Source organism: Paraglaciecola sp. 20A4, from assembly GCF_011378905.1.
Classification (GTDB): Bacteria; Pseudomonadota; Gammaproteobacteria; order Enterobacterales; family Alteromonadaceae; genus Paraglaciecola.
Window position 1 is genome coordinate 134,714 of record NZ_WTPY01000005.1, and the last position, 20,167, is coordinate 154,880.

22 protein-coding genes and 1 pseudogene are annotated in these 20,167 nt (G+C 43.0%); 6 read left to right on the top strand and 17 right to left on the bottom strand.

Features of this window, described 5'->3' with window-relative positions; translation table 11 throughout:
* Nucleotides 1-10: 10 nt before the first annotated feature.
* Both mrcB and hrpB read right to left on the bottom strand, forming a co-directional pair.
* The gene (gene mrcB / locus GQS54_RS07765; RefSeq protein WP_166423440.1) at nucleotides 11-2,356 is read right to left on the bottom strand and encodes a penicillin-binding protein 1B; all 2,346 of its coding nucleotides are present in this window, start codon (nucleotides 2,354-2,356) and stop codon (nucleotides 11-13) included.
* Between the two features lie 141 nt (nucleotides 2,357-2,497).
* Nucleotides 2,498-4,978, bottom strand: coding sequence for an ATP-dependent helicase HrpB (gene hrpB / locus GQS54_RS07770; RefSeq protein ID WP_166423441.1), 2,481 nt, complete (start codon nucleotides 4,976-4,978; stop codon nucleotides 2,498-2,500).
* A 100-nt stretch (nucleotides 4,979-5,078) separates the two neighbouring features.
* On the opposite strand from hrpB, the gene thpR reads away from it, so the two are divergent.
* Together thpR and purU are read left to right on the top strand one after the other, a co-directional pair.
* Nucleotides 5,079-5,609 carry an RNA 2',3'-cyclic phosphodiesterase gene (gene thpR / locus GQS54_RS07775; RefSeq protein WP_166423442.1) on the top strand — a complete coding sequence of 177 codons (531 nt, stop codon included), beginning with the start codon at nucleotides 5,079-5,081 and terminating at the stop codon, nucleotides 5,607-5,609.
* Between the two features lie 103 nt (nucleotides 5,610-5,712).
* The gene (gene purU, locus GQS54_RS07780) at nucleotides 5,713-6,567 is read left to right on the top strand and encodes a formyltetrahydrofolate deformylase (protein ID WP_166423443.1); all 855 of its coding nucleotides are present in this window, start codon (nucleotides 5,713-5,715) and stop codon (nucleotides 6,565-6,567) included.
* A 36-nt stretch (nucleotides 6,568-6,603) separates the two neighbouring features.
* On the opposite strand, the gene GQS54_RS07785 is transcribed toward purU, so the two are convergent.
* On the bottom strand, nucleotides 6,604-7,173 hold the full coding sequence (locus tag GQS54_RS07785) for a hypothetical protein (protein ID WP_166423444.1): 570 nt from the start codon (nucleotides 7,171-7,173) through the stop codon (nucleotides 6,604-6,606).
* A 278-nt stretch (nucleotides 7,174-7,451) separates the two neighbouring features.
* On the opposite strand from GQS54_RS07785, the gene GQS54_RS07790 reads away from it, so the two are divergent.
* The 3 genes from GQS54_RS07790 to GQS54_RS07800 are packed head-to-tail and all read left to right on the top strand — an operon-like array spanning nucleotide 7,452 to nucleotide 9,741.
* Nucleotides 7,452-8,723: an OprO/OprP family phosphate-selective porin gene (locus tag GQS54_RS07790; RefSeq protein WP_240919859.1), complete on the top strand. Its 1,272-nt coding sequence runs from the start codon at nucleotides 7,452-7,454 to the stop codon at nucleotides 8,721-8,723.
* Between the two features lie 34 nt (nucleotides 8,724-8,757).
* Nucleotides 8,758-9,153 (top strand): hypothetical protein, encoded by a 396-nt coding sequence (locus GQS54_RS07795; protein WP_166423540.1) that lies wholly within the window; start codon nucleotides 8,758-8,760, stop codon nucleotides 9,151-9,153.
* Between the two features lie 21 nt (nucleotides 9,154-9,174).
* Nucleotides 9,175-9,741 (top strand): paraquat-inducible protein A, encoded by a 567-nt coding sequence (locus GQS54_RS07800; RefSeq protein ID WP_166423445.1) that lies wholly within the window; start codon nucleotides 9,175-9,177, stop codon nucleotides 9,739-9,741.
* Nucleotides 9,742-9,798: 57 nt separating this feature from the next.
* Here the strand turns inward: GQS54_RS07800 and GQS54_RS23230 are convergent.
* The 3 genes and pseudogenes from GQS54_RS23230 to GQS54_RS07815 form a co-directional block, all read right to left on the bottom strand.
* Nucleotides 9,799-9,983, bottom strand: a pseudogene (locus tag GQS54_RS23230) (catalase); the annotation flags it as partial.
* Nucleotides 9,984-10,047: 64 nt separating this feature from the next.
* On the bottom strand, nucleotides 10,048-11,568 hold the full coding sequence (locus GQS54_RS07810; RefSeq protein ID WP_166423446.1) for a catalase: 1,521 nt from the start codon (nucleotides 11,566-11,568) through the stop codon (nucleotides 10,048-10,050).
* Between the two features lie 285 nt (nucleotides 11,569-11,853).
* Nucleotides 11,854-13,029 (bottom strand): GGDEF domain-containing protein, encoded by a 1,176-nt coding sequence (locus tag GQS54_RS07815; RefSeq protein ID WP_166423447.1) that lies wholly within the window; start codon nucleotides 13,027-13,029, stop codon nucleotides 11,854-11,856.
* A gap of 415 nt (nucleotides 13,030-13,444) precedes the next feature.
* On the opposite strand from GQS54_RS07815, the gene GQS54_RS07820 reads away from it, so the two are divergent.
* A complete protein-coding gene (locus GQS54_RS07820) occupies nucleotides 13,445-15,025 on the top strand; it encodes a S41 family peptidase (protein WP_240919860.1) in 1,581 nt (526 codons plus the stop codon).
* Between the two features lie 132 nt (nucleotides 15,026-15,157).
* Here the strand turns inward: GQS54_RS07820 and rpsQ are convergent, their stop codons facing one another.
* Genes rpsQ through rpsJ form a run of 11 tightly spaced genes read right to left on the bottom strand, consistent with a single transcriptional unit; the run spans nucleotide 15,158 to nucleotide 20,085 of the window.
* Entirely contained in the window at nucleotides 15,158-15,409 is a 252-nt protein-coding gene (gene rpsQ / locus GQS54_RS07825; RefSeq protein ID WP_166423448.1) for a 30S ribosomal protein S17, read from the bottom strand.
* Nucleotides 15,409-15,600 carry a 50S ribosomal protein L29 gene (gene rpmC / locus GQS54_RS07830; RefSeq protein WP_158771429.1) on the bottom strand — a complete coding sequence of 64 codons (192 nt, stop codon included), beginning with the start codon at nucleotides 15,598-15,600 and terminating at the stop codon, nucleotides 15,409-15,411. The genes rpsQ and rpmC overlap by 1 nt, the downstream gene beginning before the upstream one ends.
* A complete protein-coding gene (gene rplP / locus GQS54_RS07835; protein ID WP_006992675.1) occupies nucleotides 15,600-16,010 on the bottom strand; it encodes a 50S ribosomal protein L16 in 411 nt (136 codons plus the stop codon). Before rplP ends, rpmC begins: the two co-directional genes overlap by 1 nt.
* Before the next feature lie 2 nt (nucleotides 16,011-16,012).
* Nucleotides 16,013-16,711, bottom strand: coding sequence for a 30S ribosomal protein S3 (gene rpsC, locus GQS54_RS07840; protein WP_166423449.1), 699 nt, complete (start codon nucleotides 16,709-16,711; stop codon nucleotides 16,013-16,015).
* Between the two features lie 9 nt (nucleotides 16,712-16,720).
* Nucleotides 16,721-17,053, bottom strand: coding sequence for a 50S ribosomal protein L22 (gene rplV, locus GQS54_RS07845; RefSeq protein WP_007104261.1), 333 nt, complete (start codon nucleotides 17,051-17,053; stop codon nucleotides 16,721-16,723).
* A gap of 10 nt (nucleotides 17,054-17,063) precedes the next feature.
* Nucleotides 17,064-17,339 (bottom strand): 30S ribosomal protein S19, encoded by a 276-nt coding sequence (gene rpsS / locus GQS54_RS07850; protein WP_011573392.1) that lies wholly within the window; start codon nucleotides 17,337-17,339, stop codon nucleotides 17,064-17,066.
* Between the two features lie 15 nt (nucleotides 17,340-17,354).
* Nucleotides 17,355-18,179: a 50S ribosomal protein L2 gene (gene rplB / locus GQS54_RS07855; RefSeq protein ID WP_158771431.1), complete on the bottom strand. Its 825-nt coding sequence runs from the start codon at nucleotides 18,177-18,179 to the stop codon at nucleotides 17,355-17,357.
* Nucleotides 18,180-18,193: 14 nt separating this feature from the next.
* The gene (gene rplW / locus GQS54_RS07860; protein WP_007104264.1) at nucleotides 18,194-18,496 is read right to left on the bottom strand and encodes a 50S ribosomal protein L23; all 303 of its coding nucleotides are present in this window, start codon (nucleotides 18,494-18,496) and stop codon (nucleotides 18,194-18,196) included.
* On the bottom strand, nucleotides 18,493-19,098 hold the full coding sequence (rplD, locus tag GQS54_RS07865; protein WP_166423450.1) for a 50S ribosomal protein L4: 606 nt from the start codon (nucleotides 19,096-19,098) through the stop codon (nucleotides 18,493-18,495). Before rplD ends, rplW begins: the two co-directional genes overlap by 4 nt.
* An 18-nt stretch (nucleotides 19,099-19,116) precedes the next feature.
* Nucleotides 19,117-19,755 carry a 50S ribosomal protein L3 gene (rplC, locus tag GQS54_RS07870; protein ID WP_158771435.1) on the bottom strand — a complete coding sequence of 213 codons (639 nt, stop codon included), beginning with the start codon at nucleotides 19,753-19,755 and terminating at the stop codon, nucleotides 19,117-19,119.
* Between the two features lie 18 nt (nucleotides 19,756-19,773).
* Nucleotides 19,774-20,085 (bottom strand): 30S ribosomal protein S10, encoded by a 312-nt coding sequence (gene rpsJ / locus GQS54_RS07875; protein ID WP_006992667.1) that lies wholly within the window; start codon nucleotides 20,083-20,085, stop codon nucleotides 19,774-19,776.
* Nucleotides 20,086-20,167: the final 82 nt, after the last annotated feature.

Here is a 20,167-nt window from a genome sequence, read left to right on the forward strand (position 1 = left end):
TAGTCAATGTTTAGCTACCAAAGAGCCTTTCCCAGAGTGACTTTTTAAGCGGGCCGCGCACTTCCCCGTTGCAGGTTTTAGGTACGGGGGGTAGCGCATCTAAAATAGCCGGTACGCTAATGGTATTTGCGCATCCTGGGCGACTAACTGCACCGCTAGTCTCTTCAAAATGTGCAATCCCTAGTCCTTTTGGATAACGACGCACTAATGACTTAGGTTGCTGCTGCTTCTGGTAACCAATAAATAGTTGCATTGCACCGCTCGCACCGCCTAACTTAATGGGTTGATTATCGTCTTTTCCCATCCAGCTAGTCACCAAAATATTGTTGTCGAAACCACTAAACCAACTATCTCGATAATCGTCGGTGGTACCTGTTTTACCTGCCATATTAATATCGCCAAACTCCTTTTTGATTTGTTTTGCCGTGCCCTCAAGCGTAACTTTATGGAGTGCGTAATTAAGTAGATATGTTGCTTTTAAATCAGCTCTTTGTTCGCCGCGATTGCTGAATTGCCATAAAGGTTTATTTTTTGGCGATAGAACAGACGTGACCGCATGCAGAGGAATATAGCGACCATTATTAGCGATGGTCTGATACATTTGATTGACTTGAATCGGCGAAAAGTTAACGGCACCCAGCGTCATGGCTGGGTAAATATCGATAGGCTCATTCACGCCTAAACGCCTCACTGTCGCAGCGATATCATCTAATCCAACGTCCATGCCTAAGTTGACTGTTGGCACATTTAGCGACTGGGTTAATGCTTCGACTAGTGACACTTGACCACGGAATTTTTTATCCGCATTTTTTGGCTCCCACATTTTGCCATAGGTGCTTTTAAGTTGAATAGGTTCGTCTTTTAGGGGGGTCGCTAAGTTATATTGAGCCGCTCGTTCAAGGGCAGTTAAATAAATGGCAGGTTTAATTAATGAGCCTATTGCACGTTTTGCGTCCAATGCTCGGTTAAAACCCTGAAACTGAGGATTAGCGTCCCCAATCATCGAGCGTACTTCACCACTTTTTATATCAGTCACCACCATCGCGGCCTGTAAGTCCGTTAATTTCATACGTTTTTGTTGGGTTTTGACGCCCGTATTAACGGCTTTTTCAGCTTTTCGCTGGGCAACAGAGTCAAGTGTAGTAAAGACCTTCAAGCCAGATTCACGCATGTTTGGGTCGGCCAGCACGTTTTTTAGCTCCCTGCGAACCAAGCCCATAAACGCAGGATGCTTACCCGAGATTAAACTGGCTCCTGTCGCTAAATTTAGCGGCTGATTGATTGCGTACTCATATTGATTACGTTGTAATTCGTTATTCTCAAATAATACTCTTAGAACTAAGTTACGCCTCTCAGTAACGCGCTCTGGATGCTTACGGGGATTATAATAGGATGGTCCTTTGATAATCCCCACAAGGGTGGCAATTTCAGCAACGTTCAATTCAGCAAGCGGACGGTCAAAGTAAAATAAACTCGCTAAGCCAAAGCCATGTACACCGGTATTACCATTTTGCCCTAAAAACACTTCATTCAAGTACGCCTCGATAATTTCATCTTTACTGTACCGGGCGTCTATAATCAATGCCATCAAGGCTTCTTTTGCTTTTCGTACTAGAGATTTTTCATTGGTTAAGAATAAGTTTTTAACCAATTGTTGCGTTAACGTGCTCCCTCCCTGAACTGCGCGCCCTGCTGAAATATTTGCCATCAATGCACGTAAAATAGATAACGGAGCAATACCATAATGCTTATAAAAATCTTTGTCTTCCACCAGCACTAAGGCTTTGATCAAAGAAGGAGGTACACCAGCCAAATTAACCAACATTCTATCTTCACGCCCACTGCTCATCAGGCGCGTAACCAACCACGGCTCTAAATAAATATCATTGAGCGTGTTGTTGCTGTCTAAATTACGCAAGGCGCTAATGCGGCCGTTGGCCAGCGTGATATCAACGGCAACCTCCGACTCGTAACCATGGGGGAAGTGAAATGCTCTACGCTGAATACGGACACCCGTCGCTTTAAGTTGGTATTCACCCGTCTCGTCGGCATGGCGCACCTTGCGATATCCCAGTAATTCCAGCTCTTCAACAATTTCTTGAATAGTGACTTCTTGCTTCAACTCCAAATGCATAGGACGCGCAAAAATCTGTGCCGGGACCTGCCATTTATTACCACTGAACTGTTTAACAATCTGTGCATCTAAATACACACCGTACGCGGCGATAACAGCGGCAATAATGATCAATAAACGCCACCAATTACGCTTTATCCATATCCAAGGATGCAGGCGACTTAACATCGAAGAAGAACCAGATTTATTGGATTTAGAAGCCCTTTTAGCCGTTTTTTTCATAAGTATTGCAAACTTACCTTAAATATAATCAACCACGAATGGAGTCAGTCGTTTATTACCAACGTATCGTATTTTTTTGTTTAGACAACAGATGAGCAATAGGAATGCGGTTGTCAGAAAATACGCGCATATCCTAGCAGTTCACTGGTTGTTGCTCATCTTCTTTTTCGTTTTGCTTGTCGCTTGCGCGTTCGCAGGGTCATCAGGCCAAAAGTGCTTTTGATACCGTCCTTTCATTTCTTTTTGTACCTCCTTATAACTGCCTTGCCAAAACCCCGCTAAATCTTGTGTTTGCTGCAACGGCCTACCTGCGGGCGATAACAAAACCATCTGCACTTTGACCTGCCCCCTAGCAACCAGAGGTGTATCGGTAAGGCCATAAACTTCCTGCATTCTAACCGCAAGTGATACACCGCCATGAGCGTCGTATTCTAAAGGAATACGACTTGAACTGGGCACTGTCATTTTGTTGGGTAACAACTGATTAAGTAATTGCTGTGCGTTGTAATCAAGTTGATTTAGCAGCAGAGCATGAAAATCTAACTTGCTTAGTTGCTGCCAGCTCAACACATCTGACAAATAAGGTAACAACCAATCGTCAATAGTCGCCATTAGCCCAACATCATTAACATCCGGCCATTGTCGGTCAGTTAAATAACGTCGGGCCATTCTCAATCGATATATCAATTGCAGAGCATTATCACTAAAGGGCAATGCCATAACACCACGTTGGTTAATTTGCTCGCGCCAGATTTGATTTATTTGATCGCTACTGGGTTTTCCAGTAGGCGTTTGACTAAGTACAATGTTACCCAACCGCTGAAGAGAATGGCCGGAAATAGCCCCTCGTGATTCATCCCACTCACAGCGCATTTCTTTACTGATAAGATGAGAAAAATGCAGCTCGATTTGGGCTTTACTGATGGGCTCTGCCAATGTGATACGTGCATTACTCTGATAAGTATCGCTAAGTAGCATTTGCCCTATGGCTAACCATGGTTGGCCAACTAACGGGTCGTTTTCACTCAGTTGAGCTCCAGTGCCATCCAGCAACGCGTAGCGTCCGTTACCACTGCTTTTTCCTATCCATTGAGGGAAGGCAAAACCGATTAATACACCAGTGTCATCTAACGGCCAGGGCGCATCTACACATCCTAATTTTTTATACCACTGGTGTATAACGCGCCACAAAGGGTGTTTTTTTTGTTGTTGTAACAATGTTAAACGTTCATAACACAAACTACCTGCTTGACTCCCTAGGGGATCCTTATCTTCAAGAAGCACCGCAATTGCGCAGGCTAGACTTTGATGCCCAACCCCAAGGACTTTACTTTTTAACAGCATAGTAGCGATATTTGCCTGCCCACCCAAAGCATGCACCGCTTTGCCATGAGTGCTAACCTGATGATGTTCATCAAGTACCTGCAATCCCATCAGCACTGAGTGTGCTTGTTTGAGCTGTGCATCAGTGGGCATATCGATTAATGCAAAATCGTTGACTTTGGCCCCCCAAACACTCGCTTCGAGCAAAAAAGGCGAGAGGTCGCTGGTTAAAATTTCTGCTGCGCTGTGTTCAACTAAACGCTGATGCTGCTCTTTACTCCACAAGCGATAACACACACCAGGACTTAGTCGCCCTGCTCGTCCCATTCGTTGCGTCGCAGATGCCTTTGAAATCATATGGCTGTGAAGTTGGGTTAAGCCCTTACTCAATTGATAAACCGCGCTTTTTTGCATACCACTGTCAACAACGACAGTGATCCCTTCTATGGTCAAACTTGTTTCTGCGATGTTAGTAGCAAGAATAATCTTTCGTTTGCCTTCAGAATCTGGCCTTAAGGCGGCTTCTTGAGCAACTAAGTTCTGCTGTGAAAAAAGACAATGTATTTTTACATCACTTGCCGTTCTTTGTTCTAACAACCTCGCGCAGCGCACAATTTCACCTTGCCCAGGCAAAAATACTAAAATATCTCCTTGGTGCTCGGCGGCAGCAAAAACGGTTAAACTTGCCACTTTTTCAACCAATGAAGCACTTGAAGCATTAGGCCGATAAAAGGTTTCAACAGGGTAACTTCGCCCCTCACACACGATCTGTTTGGCTCTTGGCAGCAACCTGCTGAGACTGGCAACATCTAACGTGGCTGACATAATCAATAATCGTAAATCATCGCGCAGTGCATGCTGAACTTCCAAACACAAGGCCAGCGAAAAATCAGCATGCATACTACGTTCATGAAATTCGTCAAATATAACGAGCCCTACTCCCGGTAATTCCGGATTACTTTGTAACATCCTAGTGAGAATGCCTTCAGTTACAATTTCTAAACGCGTTGCCTTGCTAATGCGGCTTTCTCCGCGAATGCGATAACCCACAGTTTGCCCCACATCCTCGCCTAATTGCTTGGCAAGATAATGCGCTATATTGCGCGCGGCAATGCGCCTTGGTTGCAACATGATTATTTTTTGTTGGGAAAACTGTTCGATGCTTAACAGTGCCATGGGTACACACGTCGATTTACCCGCACCAGGAGGGGCAGCTAAGATCACATCGCTTTGTGCAAGTGCATGGTGTAGTTGGGGGATAATCGTTTCTACTGGCAGGGTGTTTTTTACAAACGGCAAGGTTTTATCTCATACAAATTAGCGATTCGACCCACAAATAAGGTCATTGACTAGTGTATCCTGTAAGAGTGATATTTTCAGGTATTTTCAGGAGTTTACTATGCGCGTATTTTTTGCCCTTACCCCACCCCCGCCGACGAAACTCGCTATTGAAGCGTGGCGAGAAAAAGCCTTTCCGCACTTTATTAGTCCTGTGAAAGCGAGTAATTTCCATATTACGTTAGCATTTTTAGGGCAAATATCCGAGCCTCAACTAGACACACTAAGTCAGTATCTTGATAGCCAATTAAATATCAAGAGCTTTTCTTTAACCTTAGATTATTTGGGTTACTGGTCTAAACCGAAGGCATTATGGATAGGCAACACGCATGTCCCCAAACCGCAACTCGACTTAGTCGAACTATTATATAAGGCGGCCCAAAATAGCGGTATAAGTGTTCAAAAACGCGACTATATCTCACATCTAACCCTTGCTAGAAAATGCCACGAAAATCCCCCAGCACCATTACTTGAACCGAGTTTTACATTTAAAAATTCTGAAGTGACCTTATATCAGTCGGTCTCAACGGATCACGGAGTGATGTATCGTCCGTTAGCAGAATGGACTTTCGTGCCGAGCTTTTCGTTTTAAGTAAGAATTAATGACAAATCTGTTAATCAATAACGATTCGCTATTTACCTTAGGGAGCTAGCGAGGTAAAACAGGTGCAAATTTTAGAAGTGAAGATTTACCCATGCAACAAACCTTAAGATTGGTCATCGATTGCCCCGATCAAGTTGGCCTTGTGGCCAGTGTTAGTCAGTTTTTAGCGCAACATAACGCGACGATTGTGGAGGCGAGCCACCATACTGATCTGCAAACGGGTCGATTTTTTATGCGCCATGAAATTCGTACCGACTCGTTAACCATGGATATAGACCAAATAAAACAAGCATTTATGCCTATAGCCGAATCATATTCCATGAATTGGAAACTGGTTGATTCCCGCAACAAGCCCAAAATGGCGCTACTTGCCAGCCATGAATCTCATTGTTTAATGGACTTATTGCACCGCTGGCATAGCAAAGAATTGTATTGTGATATTCCGTGTATTATTGCTAATCATCCGCAAATGAAACAATTTGCCGATTGGCACAGCATTCCATTTCATTGGATTGACTTTAAAACCTTAGGTAGAGAAGCTGCTTTCGCTCAGATCAGTCAGTTAATTAAACAATACGACATTGACTTAACTGTACTTGCGCGTTTTATGCAGATCTTACCTGAATCTCTGTGTCAGGAGTTAGCTGGTCGCGCGATCAACATTCACCACAGTTTTTTGCCCTCATTCGCCGGCGCTAAACCTTATCAGCAAGCATATGACAGAGGGGTAAAACTCATTGGAGCAACCTGCCATTATGTGACCAGTGACCTAGATGAAGGACCGATTATAGAACAAGAAGTCATGCGAATTTCCCATAGCGACTCAGCTCAAGATATGGTTAGAAAAGGTAAAAACTGTGAAAAAACAGCGCTTGCTAACGGCGTTCGTTATCATTTAGAAGACAGAGTAATTATTCATCGCTCTAAAACAGTCGTGTTTGCGTAATTTAAGTGGTCGTTATAAACATAAAATAATGGCTATTTAAAAGTTCGCCACATAAACAATGTTAATTTGCTTATCGGTGCGCCCTTGTCCTGACCATGATTGGGCGGCATCGTTAGCCTGCCAAGCAGCTTTAGTCAGGGCGACTTCAACATACTGCTGCTGGGAGCCCAGCATAAAACGAGAACTCAGTAACCATTGATTGCTCGCTGGAAGTTGAATATCTGCGCCTTGAGATGTCTCAAGGTTAGTATCCATTTGCTTAATATAACCCAAGCCCAAACTAATCTGATGGTTAATACGGTAACGAGGTAAAATGGCCCATTGTCGTGAAGTGGTTTTTTGACTATGCGCCCCCCAACTTAACTCACCTTTTACATAACCTATTTGCGTTTCAATAAAAATACCTTCGCCCAATTCTTGATGGAAGCTAAGCTGGTAATCACGTTGATGACAACCATCGAACTTAATGCTCTTCTTATCAAAATCCAGATCGGCGCTTTGGGGCAACGATTGCTTTAGCCAGTTCAACGTCTCTGCCCAATTTAATTCTGCCGCATTAATGGTAGCGGCGAAGCCGCAAATTAAAAGACCAATAACAATACGCAAGGGTATTCTCTAACGAGGTGAAGATGCTCTTAACTGTAGCTCTCATTTCGAGTTAATGAGTATTAAGTCACATTAGTAAGTATATTATTTCATACCTATAATAACCTAAAGCTAACTATACTCAAGGTTAGCACTACAAATACGCAACAAATCACTAACGTCATTACAATTGAAATATATGGTGCAAAGCAGACAAGATATGTACTATCAACTTATTTATAAGTCTTTTTTAGCACTTTTACACGAGTAAAAAATTATTACCGAGTCGATGATTATTCATGCAAAATAAAATACGCAGACCCCTTCGTACCTTATTCTACTTATTATTATTAAACACGTTTAATAATAATAGCGTCTTTGCATCAGAAGATATGTTCAAGTTCAGTGGATTCGCAACGCTAGGCGCAATTTACAACGATAGTAATGATTTAGGATTTCATACAAATTTCAAAACGCCAGCTCGTAGTGGCTTTTCATTTGCGCCAGACTCTTTAATCGGCGCCCAAGCCAATATTGAATTTAACGCCCAGTGGGATGCCGTTGTACAAGCCGTTTATCGAGACAAACTGGATGATAAGGTGCTTAATTATTTGGATGTGGCATTTTTACGCTATCACCTAGATAACAGTTGGGAAATTCGCGCTGGACGCATGAACACCGACATTTACTTTTTATCAGAATATAAATCAGTTGGTTACGCCTACCTATGGGCTCGCCCTCCCTCTGAATTTTATGGGAAAGTATCTTCCGTATCCCAGTTCGAGGGCGCAGATGTTTTGTATAAACGCTCATTCGGTGATGGTTTTTTACAAATTAAATTAGGCTTTGGAGAGTCCGACGCCACCGTCGCCACCATAGGCTCAGCATTCGACATTCATTTCACCAATATGATGATGGCGTCATTAACATATCAACAAGATAATTGGCAGGTCAGAGCATCGTTGCTCGATACCAAGGTTGACGAATTCAGCGCAAGTACAAGAACAATTGAAGAAGCAATTGCCTTGTTTCCCCCCACTATTTGGCCCGGCGGCCCCGAACTTCGTGATCGACTTAGTTTTGTTGGCAAAAAACAACAATTTTTTGGTTTGGGTTATCAATATGACAATGATTTATGGTTAGTCCAGTCAGAAGTGGGGTTTATTGACTCCGAATGGGACCTTGAACGCGATACAGTATCTGGTTATATCAGTGTCGGTTACCAGCCTGAAAACATTACTTACTACGCAACTATTTCAGCTGTACGCCCAACAAAAAACAATGTCAGCGATGATGTAGGTGAAATATCACCTAGTGCTCCGGAATATGCAGTTGCAATAATACAGTCTTTTCAACCATTAATACGCAAAGCACTAGATCAGAACTTAATAAAGCAACACACCTTTAGTGTGGGTGCAAAATGGCAACTGTCTCCTTCTTTGGTGGCCAAATTACAAGTTGATTACAGCATAATTGCCAACAACAACTTTTCACTTTGGCGCCTATACAATGAACCAGATTCAGGCCAAGAAGTAACAGTATCAAGCCTTAACCTGAACTGGATATTCTGATATGCATTTTATAAGAAAAAGCGTATTAGGGTTAATGTTACTATTGTGTTTACCCCTTTGTGCGCAAGCGATGGTCGTGGTGGTGAGTAAGCATAATCCCATCGAATCATTAAGCAAAACGCAAATTATCGATATATACATGGGTCGCTATAATACGTTTCCAAACGGTGTGTTGGCAAAACCCCTTGACCGTGCAGCCGGTAGCCCTGAGAAAAAGCGTTTCTATCAAGAACTGGTGGGCAAAAGTGAGGCTAAAATTAATGCTTACTGGGCGCGACTTTTATTCTCAGGCCGTGCAAGCCCGCCAAGTAGCTTCGACACTGATGATGAGATGCTTAATGAGCTTAAAACAACACCCCAAGCAATTGGCTACTTATTAGAATCAGAAGTAGATGATTCTTTGAAAGTCGTTTATCGTTTCGAAAAATAAATTAGCTTTGTAGGACATTTTTTGAAACGACACCTCTCATTCGCGTTAAATATTATAGCCATTGCGTTATTTATTCCTGGTATCACCCTACCGATGTTCGCTTTAAATATGGAGATGACCGCGCTGTTAAACGCTGCGGGGATTACTTCAACATTAATCGATAAAGAATTATCAATACTCAATACGGTTCAAGACCTGTGGAATAGTGAACGTTTTTTAGTGGCGGTATTAATTTTTCTGTTCTCAGTATGCATTCCAATACTCAAGACCACCTTAATGACCCTTGCGTACTTTACCCGTAATGAAAATCTCGAGCGACATATTACCCAGTTTGTATCAGCTATTGGTAAATGGTCAATGGCTGACGTATTTGTTGTGGCGGTATTCTTGGCAATTCTGTCGACAAATCACGCAGATACTTTTTCTCGAGAAACACTCAGTTTGTTTGGATTTGGCATTTCCGTAGATATAAGTACCCAAACTTTATCCGCTGCAGGAGATGGCTTTTTCTACTTTGTTGGATATTGCTTGGTATCTTTATTAGCCAGTCATTTAGCCAGCACGACATATATAATAAAACGTATATGATTTAGTATAAAAAAAGCCGCGTTAGCGGCTTTTTAGTGTTGTTATTTTTGCCGATGACTAAGTAGGCTTGTTGTTCGTTACAGGCACGGCGTTAATATCACTATCAATCTTTTCATTTGCTAAACGCACATCTTTTGCCTTATCAGGATGCACCTTCTCAAGTACGCATACCAGAGTTCTTTCACTGACGAAGTGCAAGGACCCATTGCTGCAGCATAGTTATCATATAGACGCTGCTCTTGCAGCATTAGTTTGCAGATTACTTATTGCACCCATTGGGTCACTCAACTTCTGTTAGTAAATATCCTATAAGCAACTCGGTAAATGCTTAGCTGGATCCGTCTCTCTCGCGTGTATTGCGTCTTTGACCGTCAAGCCTAGCGCTTTAGCAATACCTTCACCATAGGCTGGGTCACACTGATTGCAGTTTCGAATATGGCGATATTTGATGAAATCAAATGTATCTCCCATTTGTCTCGCTGTGTTGTCGAATAACACTTGCTTTTGTTCATTACTCATCAAATTAAACAGTAAACGTGGCTGACTGAAGTAGTCGCTATCATCTTCACGAAAGTCGTAATGCTTAGCATCACCATCAATTTTGAGTGGAGGCTCAACATATTGTGCTTGCTCTTGCCATTGACTAAAGCTGTTTGGCTCATAGTGAGGTTTACCACCATAGTTGCCATCAACACGCCCTTGTCCGTCGCGAGCGTTGCTATTAACCGGACAACGAGGCTTGTTTACCGGAATTTGATTATGGTTTACGCCCACTCTATAACGTTGAGCATCTGCGTAATTAATCAAACGGGCTTGTAACATGCGATCAGGTGATACACTAATTCCCGGTATTAAATTACTTGGTGCAAAAGCGGCTTGCTCAACATCAGCAAAGTAGTTTTCAGCGTTCTTATTCAATTCAAACTCACCAACTTCTACAAGCGGATAATCACCCTTGCGCCAAACTTTTGTTAAATCGAATGGATGGTACGGAACCTGATCCGCTTCAACTTCTGGCATGATTTGCACAAACATCTTCCACTTAGGGAAGTCACCACGTTCAATCGATTCATATAGGTCTTTTTGATTACTTTCACGGTCCATAGCAACCACTTCAGCCGCTTGCGTATCACTTAAGTTTTTGATGCCTTGTTGCGTGCGAAAATGAAATTTGACCCAAAAACGCTCACCGGCATCATTCCAAAAACTATAGGTATGCGAACCAAAGCCATGCATATGTCTGAAAGAGGCAGGGATACCTCGGTCACTCATCACAATAGTTACTTGATGTAATGCTTCTGGTAATAAAGTCCAAAAATCCCAGTTGTTGGTTGCTGAACGCATATTGGTGCGAGGATCTCGCTTAACTGCTTTGTTCAAATCTGGAAACTTGAGTGGGTCGCGTAAAAAGAATACTGGGGTATTATTGCCGACCATATCCCATATTCCTTCGTCGGTATAAAACTTCAATGCAAAGCCGCGAATGTCACGCTCAGCATCAGCCGCACCGCGTTCGCCTGCAACGGTACTAAAACGAGCAAACATTTCGGTCTTTTTACCAATCTCACTGAATATTTTAGCCCGAGAAAATTTGCTGATATCATGAGTAACAGTAAAAGTACCGAATGCGCCAGACCCTTTAGCATGCATTCGACGCTCTGGAATAACTTCACGGACAAAGTTACCAAGTTTTTCATTTAACCAAACATCTTGGTTTAACAAGGGGCCACGCTTGCCTGCTGTCATGCTATTTTGGTTATCAACTACGGGGGCGCCGCTGTTAGTAGTAAGGTGTGTTGGTTCATATGGACATTTTTTATCAGTCATTTCATTTATCCCTAGGCAGTTAAGTAGCATTACTAGACTTATATTTATTCTAAGTATTACCGTAGTATAGCCAGCAAAAGCACATAGGCTATCAAAACGTTTTGGTAAGAATAGCACTGAGAGCGAAAAAATAAATCTACCAGAACTAGATTCGCTTAATCGAATGAATCAATGAAGCGTTGCAAGTTCAGAACAATTAAAAGGTAATAAATTCACCCCAATCTAGGCCAAGATTGGAGCTGTAGAAAATGTCATCAAAAAACATATTGTTTATATCTTTACATATTACGCCACACACACTCTGGCGCTTCCTTCGTTCTTTCTTCTCCCTAAAGCCTGCTCTGCTCTGGAAATAATCTGTTGCAGCAGGCTATCATCACTGCCTAATTCACTTACCCCAATACTAACGGATAGCGAAATTTGATTTGAGTAAAGTCCCTGATGTTCATCTTGAAAGTGAAGTCTAATTTTATTAGCCAAGCTTACTGCCTGGGCGGCAGACGTTTTAGGCAATAACAATATAAACTGCTCATCTGTGACTCGACCTAAATAGTCAGATTCTCGGCACACTTCGAGTATTATTTTCGCTACTCGCGTTAATATTTGGTTAGCCACTTCTTGGCCATGATTTTCAAGAATACGAGGATACCGATCAATATCAAACGCTAACACACTCATCGCTTCATTGTGTCGGCGAGCCGTGGCAATCAATTTGGAAGCTGATAACTCAAAAGCGAAGCGATTAAACGTCGGATTAAATTGCTCTGAATCAATGTTCAAAAGGTTAGCGCTTACTATTTTTTGTTGCTGCTGTCGGGCATTTAAAAAAATAACCACTAGTCCAATAAACAATACAAATACGATCAACCAAAAAATAACAACTTGAACCAAGCGTAACGTCGCGATACGTTTATTGTCCTGAGCTTTATATTGCTCAACAACATCCCTTAAACTATTTAATAAAGGCGTATAGGTCAGTTCCATTAATATTTTTGCATCAAGTTTATTGTCTTTTTCCTGCTGATTTAAAGCATTATAAATCTGCTCACTAAATAAATTTAGCTGATCGTTAACATTGTTATTAGACGTAAAATAAAGCGCTTGCAACGTATTAGACAAGGGCGAGTGTTGCTTATTCGCTAGCGCATTATAGTGCTCGTGGAGTAAATGTTGGTGGTTTGCTTGCAACTCGCCTAGCGCTTGCAAGCTAGTTTGCTTGGCTGCCCTGTCACCGCTGTACAAATAGGTTGTGGCAAATAAACTTGCTCTTTGTAGTAACATCAGCTGTTGGCCACCTAAGTTCACCTCAAGAGCAACCTTGGCTTGCGCTTGAATCAATCGGTCCAATGTAAAAAGCGCCGAAATAGCAAAGGCCCCTACGACCAATAAATAAATCAGGCTCGAAAGCACTGTTCTGGGCTTTGAAGTAGATTGGCAAACATTCGGCTTTTTAGTAGCCATTTTTAGTGCCTCCAAGGCTCGATAATTCGCTGAATCGAAGTGGCTATCTTAATCAATCCCTAAAGGGATATGATCAGCCGTCCACGATCGGCAGCCCCAGAAATAATTGCGTTATTAGTAATGTAGATTGTGTAAAAAAGTAGCGTAAATGCATATATCCAATTCAAAACAATAGCGTCAATATGTACTTTTAGACATTGAACTTTAGGATATTCGACCATAGTGGCATAGGATCTGACATACTTCATTCTGCTGATATGGTCACATAAGTGTGGTTTTGCTTGCTCGTTTTTCGCCAGATTGACAAAAGATAATCCATCTAAATTTTAGGATAATTGCAGAAGAAAATTATACGATAACAGGTGAGTAATACGTGAATTTCAAAATGAGTTGTCGACCTTCGAGCATAACGTTTATGTGTTTATTTCTGCTCGGTTGCGGTGGAAGCGGCGAAAGCAGTAACGCTTTAATATCACCGCCCCTACCAGCGCCTGAAATTGATAACCGCTGGGTAAGAGGCGAATTTGACGACGAGTCACTATTTAAGGACCACTGTGAAGTACCTAGGCGTGGTACGAACACTATCACAGGCGAAGCTTATACAGATGTTGCGGGTAATTCGAATGACGAAAAACTTTGGTTGCGATCATGGACCAATGACACCTACCTTTGGTTTGACGAAGTCGATGACAACGATCCCGCTGAGTTTTCGGTAGCTGACTACTTCAATCAACTAAAAAGCGATTTTCGAACAGATTCAGGATCGTTTAAAGATAATTTTCATTTCTCACAAACAACTCAAGAATATTTAACACGGACGCAAAGAGGCATTACCTTTGGTTACGGTATTAGTTGGGAGTTTATCCAAGCAAGTGCGCCTAGAAGAATAATCGTTCGTTACACGGAACCAGGCTCGCCAGCAGACTTAGCAGGGATAACAAGGGGAGATGAGTTAATCCTTGTAAACTCAATCGACTTTATTGAGACCGAAGACAACGATGATGTGGATGCAATCAACGCAGCATTATTTCCATCATTCACCGAGCAGAGTGTCAATTTCACCTTATTAAAACTAAATGGTGCTCAAATCAGCTACCAACTTGTCGCTCAGGATATCACGCTCTCACCGGTACAAAATAGCAAAGTGCTTGCAACAGATATTGGTCTGATTGGTTATATGCAGTTCAATAGCCATATTCAGAGCGCTCAGAGGCAATTAATTACAGCCATCACCTCGTTCAGCCAAAACAATATACAAGCATTAGTATTAGACATGCGTTACAACGGCGGCGGGTTATTATCCATGGCATCGCAGTTAGCCTTTATGGTTACTGGCTCGCCTCAAACCGATGGGCTCACCTTCGATAATCTACAATTTAATCGAAAACACCTTAATTTTAATCCTATCACTGGACAGCGCCTACAAGCCACGCCCTTTTACGGACGTGAGATAGACTACGACCAAGGCGTATTGACCACTAACACGTTACCCAGTCTAGGGTTAAGTACCGTATACGTACTTTCAAGCAGTGCAACCTGTTCAGCCAGTGAAGCTTTCATTAACGGACTCAGAGGAATAGATATAAGAGTAGTGCTAATTGGTGATACCACCTGCGGCAAGCCTTACGGCTTTTACCCCCAAGATAATTGCTCGAAAACCTATTTCACAATACAGTTTCAAGGAAGTAATCAAAAAGGTTTCGGCGGATACGCTGACGGCTTTATTCCTACCCCCACACCTCAGTTCGAAGCTGATGTGCAGGGCTGTGTGGTAAATGACGATTTTCAGCATGTGTTAGGTGACCGAAACGAAAAAGTTTTCAGTGCAGCAATCCATCATATGAGGACGGGAGAATGTCCAGTACAACCATCGAAAAAAGAATTAAGGGGCAGAACAGCCTCTGAACAAGGTCTGAGCATTCGCACCCAGGCTAGCGTCATCGATGCCATTATTCTTGAGAATTCAATTAACCAGGTAATAACTGAAGCTAGATAACCGTTTAACCAACAATTTTTATCAACGGTAAATCTAAAGTCAATACTAAAAGCGAGTTCAGGATGGGACAGGATAAACAAAAAAGGCGCGACTCTCACGAGGCGCGCCTTTTAGCGTAGTATCTAAAACTGATTAAGCTTTAGTAACGATCTCTACCAACATCCAATTTTTGGATTTAGACAAAGGACGACATTCACGTACTGTTACTACGTCACCTTCGTTACATTGGTTAGTCTCGTCATGAGCGTGTAGCTTAGTAGTACGTTTAATGAACTTACCATAAATAGGGTGTTTCACTTTACGCTCTACTGCAACAGTAATGGTTTTATCCATTTTGTTGCTGACCACACGACCTTGTACTGTACGACTTGATTGTTCAGTCATTATGCAGCAGCCTTTTGAGTCAGAATGGTTTTAACACGCGCAATACTGCGACGTACTTTACGAATTTGGTCAGTTTTTTCAAGCTGACCAGTACTCGCTTGCATACGTAGGTTAAATTGTTCACGAAGCAAACTAAGTAGCTCAGTGTTCAATTCTTCTACGCTTTTATCTTTCAGTTCTGTGGCTTTCATTACATCACCGTCCGAGTTACAAAGGTGGTTTTAAACGGCAGTTTTGACGCGGCCAATTCAAACGCTTCGCGAGCTACTGATTCTGGAACACCTTCCATCTCATATAAAACACGACCTGGTTGAATTTGGCAAACCCAGTATTCAACGTTACCTTTACCTTTACCTTGACGCACTTCTAGAGGCTTCTCAGTAATTGGCTTGTCAGGGAAAACTCGAATCCAAATTTTACCTTGACGTTTAACGGCACGTGTCATAGCACGACGAGCTGCTTCGATTTGGCGAGCAGTCATACGACCACGGCCAACGGATTTTAGTCCGAACGTTCCAAAACTCACACTGTCGCCAGCGGCATAGCCACGGTTACGACCTTTGTGCATTTTACGGAACTTCATACGTTTAGGTTGTAACATAATTAGCCCTCACGCTTAGGTGAACGGCCTTTCTTCTTAGGCTGAGCTGGTTGCTCTTGGGTAAGAGGCAATCCGCCTAATACTTCACCTTTGAAGATCCAGACCTTCACGCCAATGATACCGTAAGTTGTGTTAGCTTCTGACGTTGCATAGTCGATGTCAGCACGGAAAGTGTGTAATGGAACACGACCTTCACGATACCACTCGGCACGCGCAATTTCAGCTCCGCCTAAACGGCCACTTACTTGAACTTTAATACCCTTGGCACCAATTCTCATCGCGTTTTGAACTGCGCGCTTCATAGCACGACGGAACATTACACGACGCTCTAACTGACTAGCAATGCTGTCAGCAACCAGTTGACCGTCTAATTCAGGCTTGCGTACTTCAGCAATGTTAATCTGAGCAGGCACGCCGGCCAACTTAGATATATACTTACGTAGCTTCTCAACGTCTTCACCTTTCTTACCGATTACAACGCCAGGGCGAGCAGTGTGAATAGTCACACGGATGCTTTTCGCTGGACGTTCAATAACGATCTTAGAAAGAGAAGCAGTTTTAAGTGCCTTCGTCAGATACTGACGTACCTGATGATCATTAAACAAGTTATCTGCATAATCTGCAGTATTAGCGTACCAGGTAGATGTCCATGGTTTGCTGATACCCAGGCGTATGCCTGTAGGATGTACCTTCTGTCCCATTATCTTCTCCTAGTTATCAGCCACAACAACGGTGATGTGACTGCTACGCTTAAATATACGATCAGCACGGCCTTTGGCTCTTGGCTTGATACGCTTCATTGTTGGGCCTTCATCAACGAAAACTTTTGCGACAGTCAATTCATCGATGTCTGCGCCTTCGTTGTGTTCAGCGTTCGCAATTGCTGATTCTAATACTTTTTTGATTAGACCAGCACTTTTCTTAGGGCTATAAGCCAAAAGCTCAAGTGCTTTTTCAACATGTAAACCGCGAATTTGATCTGCAACCAAGCGTGCCTTTTGAGCCGAGGTACGGGCATGGCGATGTGTAGCTAATGCTTCCATATTTTATCCCCTATCTCTTAGCTTTCTTATCCGCGACATGGCCGCGGTAAGTACGCGTTGGCGCAAATTCGCCCAACTTATGGCCGACCATTTCGTCACTGACGAAAACTGGAACGTGCTGGCGACCGTTATGGACCGCAATGGTCAACCCAATCATATCTGGGATGATCATAGAACGACGAGACCAAGTTTTGATTGGTTTCTTGTCGTTCTTTTCCACTGCAGCCTCAACCTTCTTCAGCAAGTGGAGGTCTATAAATGGACCTTTCTTGAGAGAACGTGGCATGGTGAATCCTCGCTGTTACTTATTACGACGACGTACGATAAGTTTATCGGTACGCTTGTTACTACGGGTTTTCTTACCCTTAGTTGGAACACCCCAAGGTGAAACTGGGTGACGGCCGCCTGATGTGCGTCCTTCACCACCACCATGTGGGTGATCTACTGGGTTCATGGCAACACCACGAACGGTTGGGCGGATACCGCGCCATCTGTTCGCACCGGCTTTACCAAGTGAACGTAGCATATGTTCTGCATTACCGATTTCGCCAATAGTGGCACGGCAGTCTGCTAATACTCGACGAACTTCACCAGAACGTAGACGAAGAGTTACATAACCTTCGGCACGCGCTAGGATCTGTGCGTATTGACCAGCAGAACGAGCAATTTGTGCACCTTTACCAGGCTTCATCTCAATAGCATGTACCGTAGTACCTACTGGGATGTTACGCATAGGTAAAGTATTACCAGCTTTGATCGCAGCGTCTGAACCAGATTGAATCTGATCACCCGCTTTAGCACCTTTAGGAGCCAAGATATAGCGACGCTCACCATCTGCGTATAACACCAAACAGATGTTAGCAGAGCGGTTTGGATCATATTCTAAACGCTCAATTTTGGCTGGAATGCCATCTTTGTTGCGTTTGAAATCTATAACACGATAGTGTTGCTTGTGGCCACCACCAACGTGACGTACTGTAATACGTCCGTTATTGTTACGGCCACCAGATTTGCTGTTCTTTTCAAGCAAAGGAGCATAAGGAGCGCCTTTGTGTAGATCAGGGTTAACAACCTGAACTACGTGACGACGACCAGCAGAAGTCGGCTTAGCTTTCAATAATGGCATGTCTAGTCCCCTTCTTAGCCTTCGCTGCCAGCAAAGTCGATGTCTTGACCTTCTTTAAGCACAACGTACGCTTTTTTCCAGTCTTTACGCTTACCGAAAGATGAACCGTGACGCTTGGTTTTACCCTTGACGTTTACGGTACGAACAGAATTAACTTCAACTTCGAACAATTTTTCAACTGCCGCTTTGATTTCTTCTTTGTTCGCATCTTTAAGCACTTTGAAAACAACAGTGTTGTTAACTTCAGCTGCAAGCGTTGCTTTTTCAGAAACATGTGGTGCTAAAACCACTTTTAAAAGACGTTCTTCGTTAATCATGCTAACGCCTCCTCTAATGCTTTCACTGCATCAGCAGTTATCAACACTTTTTCGAATGCGATTAGGCTGACTGGGTCAATGCCTTGCACGTCACGTACGTCAACTTTATATAAGTTGCGAGCTGCTAAGAACAAGTTCTCATCAACTTCAGACGTTACGATTAGTACATCACTTAGTTCAAGCTCATTTAACTTAGAAATTAATTCTTTCGTTTTAGGCGCTTCAACTGAAAACTTTTCAACCACGATTAAACGGTCTTGACGTACCAATTCAGATAGGATGCTTTGTATCGCACCACGGTACATCTTCTTGTTAACCTTTTGGCTGTGATCCTGTGGCTTAGCAGCAAATGTTACACCACCAGAACGCCAGATAGGACTACGGATTGTACCAGCACGGGCACGACCAGTTCCTTTTTGACGCCAAGGCTTGGCACCACCACCACGAACTTCAGAGCGTGTTTTTTGTGCTTTAGAACCCTGACGGGCACCTGCACCGAATGCAACTACTACTTGATGTACTAGTGCTTCGTTAAATTCACGTCCAAAGGTTGCTTCGGATACTTCAAGAGCGCTTTGCGCATCTTTCAATACTAATTCCATCACTTAACTCCCCAGACGTTACGCTTTAATTGCAGCTTTGATGATGACGTCGCCACCTGGCGCTCCAGGAACATTGCCTCTTACTAGAAGAAGATTGTTCTCTGCGTCAACACGTACTACATCCAAAGACTGAACAGTCACACGTTTATTTCCCATCTGACCGGCCATTTTCTTGCCTTTGAAGACTTTACCTGGTGATTGGTTTTGGCCAATTGAACCAGGAGCACGGTGAGACAATGAGTTACCATGTGTGTTACGTTGGTGGCTAAAGTTCCAGCGCTTAATAGCACCTTGGAAACCTTTACCTTTAGAAGTTCCTACAACGTCAACCATTTTAGTGTCAGCAAAAATTTCAACAGTAATTTCACTGCCAACTTCTATGCCTTCGCCTTCGTTGCCGTCTAAACGGAATTCCCATAAACCACGACCTGCTTCCACGCCAGCTTTAGCAAAATGACCTGCTGCTGCTTTATTTACGCGGTTCGCTTTTTTGTCGCCAGCGGTTACTTGAAGCGCTGTATACCCGTCGGTTTCGTCAGTGCGTAACTGAGTAACACGGTTCGGGGTGGCTTCTATAACAGTCACTGGTATTGATACGCCGTCTTCAGTGAAGATGCGTGTCATACCAACTTTACGACCGATAAGACCAATCGCCATTGTTAATACCCTCTCTTGTTAGCCCAGGCTGATTTGAACATCAACACCGGCAGCCAAGTCCAATCTCATCAAGGCATCTACTGTTTTATCAGTAGGCTCGATGATATCCACCAAACGCTTATGTGTACGAATTTCATACTGATCACGTGCATCTTTGTTTACGTGAGGCGAAGTAAGTATTGTATAACGCTCTTTACGGGTAGGTAGAGGAATAGGTCCACTAACCTGAGCACCGGTACGCTTCGCTGTTTCAACGATTTCAGCCGTGGACTGATCGATCAACTTGTGATCAAACGCTTTCAAACGAATACGAATTCTTTGATTTGGCATCGATTAAGCTCCAATCGAAAGAACAAAAAAAACCATCCTCGACTACCTTTTCTATTTTAGGTAGGGGGATGAATGAAAACTG

Bases quoted from the DNA above. Each gene is read 5' to 3' on its own strand.
- mrcB (WP_166423440.1), bottom strand. From the start codon at position 2,356: ATGAAAAAAACGGCTAAAAGGGCTTCTAAATCCAATAAATCTGGTTCT.
- thpR (WP_166423442.1), top strand. From the start codon at position 5,079: ATGCGCGTATTTTTTGCCCTTACCCCACCCCCGCCGACGAAACTCGCT.
- purU (WP_166423443.1), top strand. From the start codon at position 5,713: ATGCAACAAACCTTAAGATTGGTCATCGATTGCCCCGATCAAGTTGGC.
- GQS54_RS07790 (WP_240919859.1), top strand. From the start codon at position 7,452: ATGCAAAATAAAATACGCAGACCCCTTCGTACCTTATTCTACTTATTA.
- GQS54_RS07795 (WP_166423540.1), top strand. From the start codon at position 8,758: ATGTTACTATTGTGTTTACCCCTTTGTGCGCAAGCGATGGTCGTGGTG.
- GQS54_RS07810 (WP_166423446.1), bottom strand. From the start codon at position 11,568: ATGACTGATAAAAAATGTCCATATGAACCAACACACCTTACTACTAAC.
- GQS54_RS07815 (WP_166423447.1), bottom strand. From the start codon at position 13,029: ATGGCTACTAAAAAGCCGAATGTTTGCCAATCTACTTCAAAGCCCAGA.
- GQS54_RS07820 (WP_240919860.1), top strand. From the start codon at position 13,445: ATGTGTTTATTTCTGCTCGGTTGCGGTGGAAGCGGCGAAAGCAGTAAC.
- rpsQ (WP_166423448.1), bottom strand. From the start codon at position 15,409: ATGACTGAACAATCAAGTCGTACAGTACAAGGTCGTGTGGTCAGCAAC.
- rpmC (WP_158771429.1), bottom strand. From the start codon at position 15,600: ATGAAAGCCACAGAACTGAAAGATAAAAGCGTAGAAGAATTGAACACT.
- rplP (WP_006992675.1), bottom strand. From the start codon at position 16,010: ATGTTACAACCTAAACGTATGAAGTTCCGTAAAATGCACAAAGGTCGT.
- rpsC (WP_166423449.1), bottom strand. From the start codon at position 16,711: ATGGGACAGAAGGTACATCCTACAGGCATACGCCTGGGTATCAGCAAA.
- rplV (WP_007104261.1), bottom strand. From the start codon at position 17,053: ATGGAAGCATTAGCTACACATCGCCATGCCCGTACCTCGGCTCAAAAG.
- rpsS (WP_011573392.1), bottom strand. From the start codon at position 17,339: ATGCCACGTTCTCTCAAGAAAGGTCCATTTATAGACCTCCACTTGCTG.
- rplB (WP_158771431.1), bottom strand. From the start codon at position 18,179: ATGCCATTATTGAAAGCTAAGCCGACTTCTGCTGGTCGTCGTCACGTA.
- rplW (WP_007104264.1), bottom strand. From the start codon at position 18,496: ATGATTAACGAAGAACGTCTTTTAAAAGTGGTTTTAGCACCACATGTT.
- rplD (WP_166423450.1), bottom strand. From the start codon at position 19,098: ATGGAATTAGTATTGAAAGATGCGCAAAGCGCTCTTGAAGTATCCGAA.
- rplC (WP_158771435.1), bottom strand. From the start codon at position 19,755: ATGGCGATTGGTCTTATCGGTCGTAAAGTTGGTATGACACGCATCTTC.
- rpsJ (WP_006992667.1), bottom strand. From the start codon at position 20,085: ATGCCAAATCAAAGAATTCGTATTCGTTTGAAAGCGTTTGATCACAAG.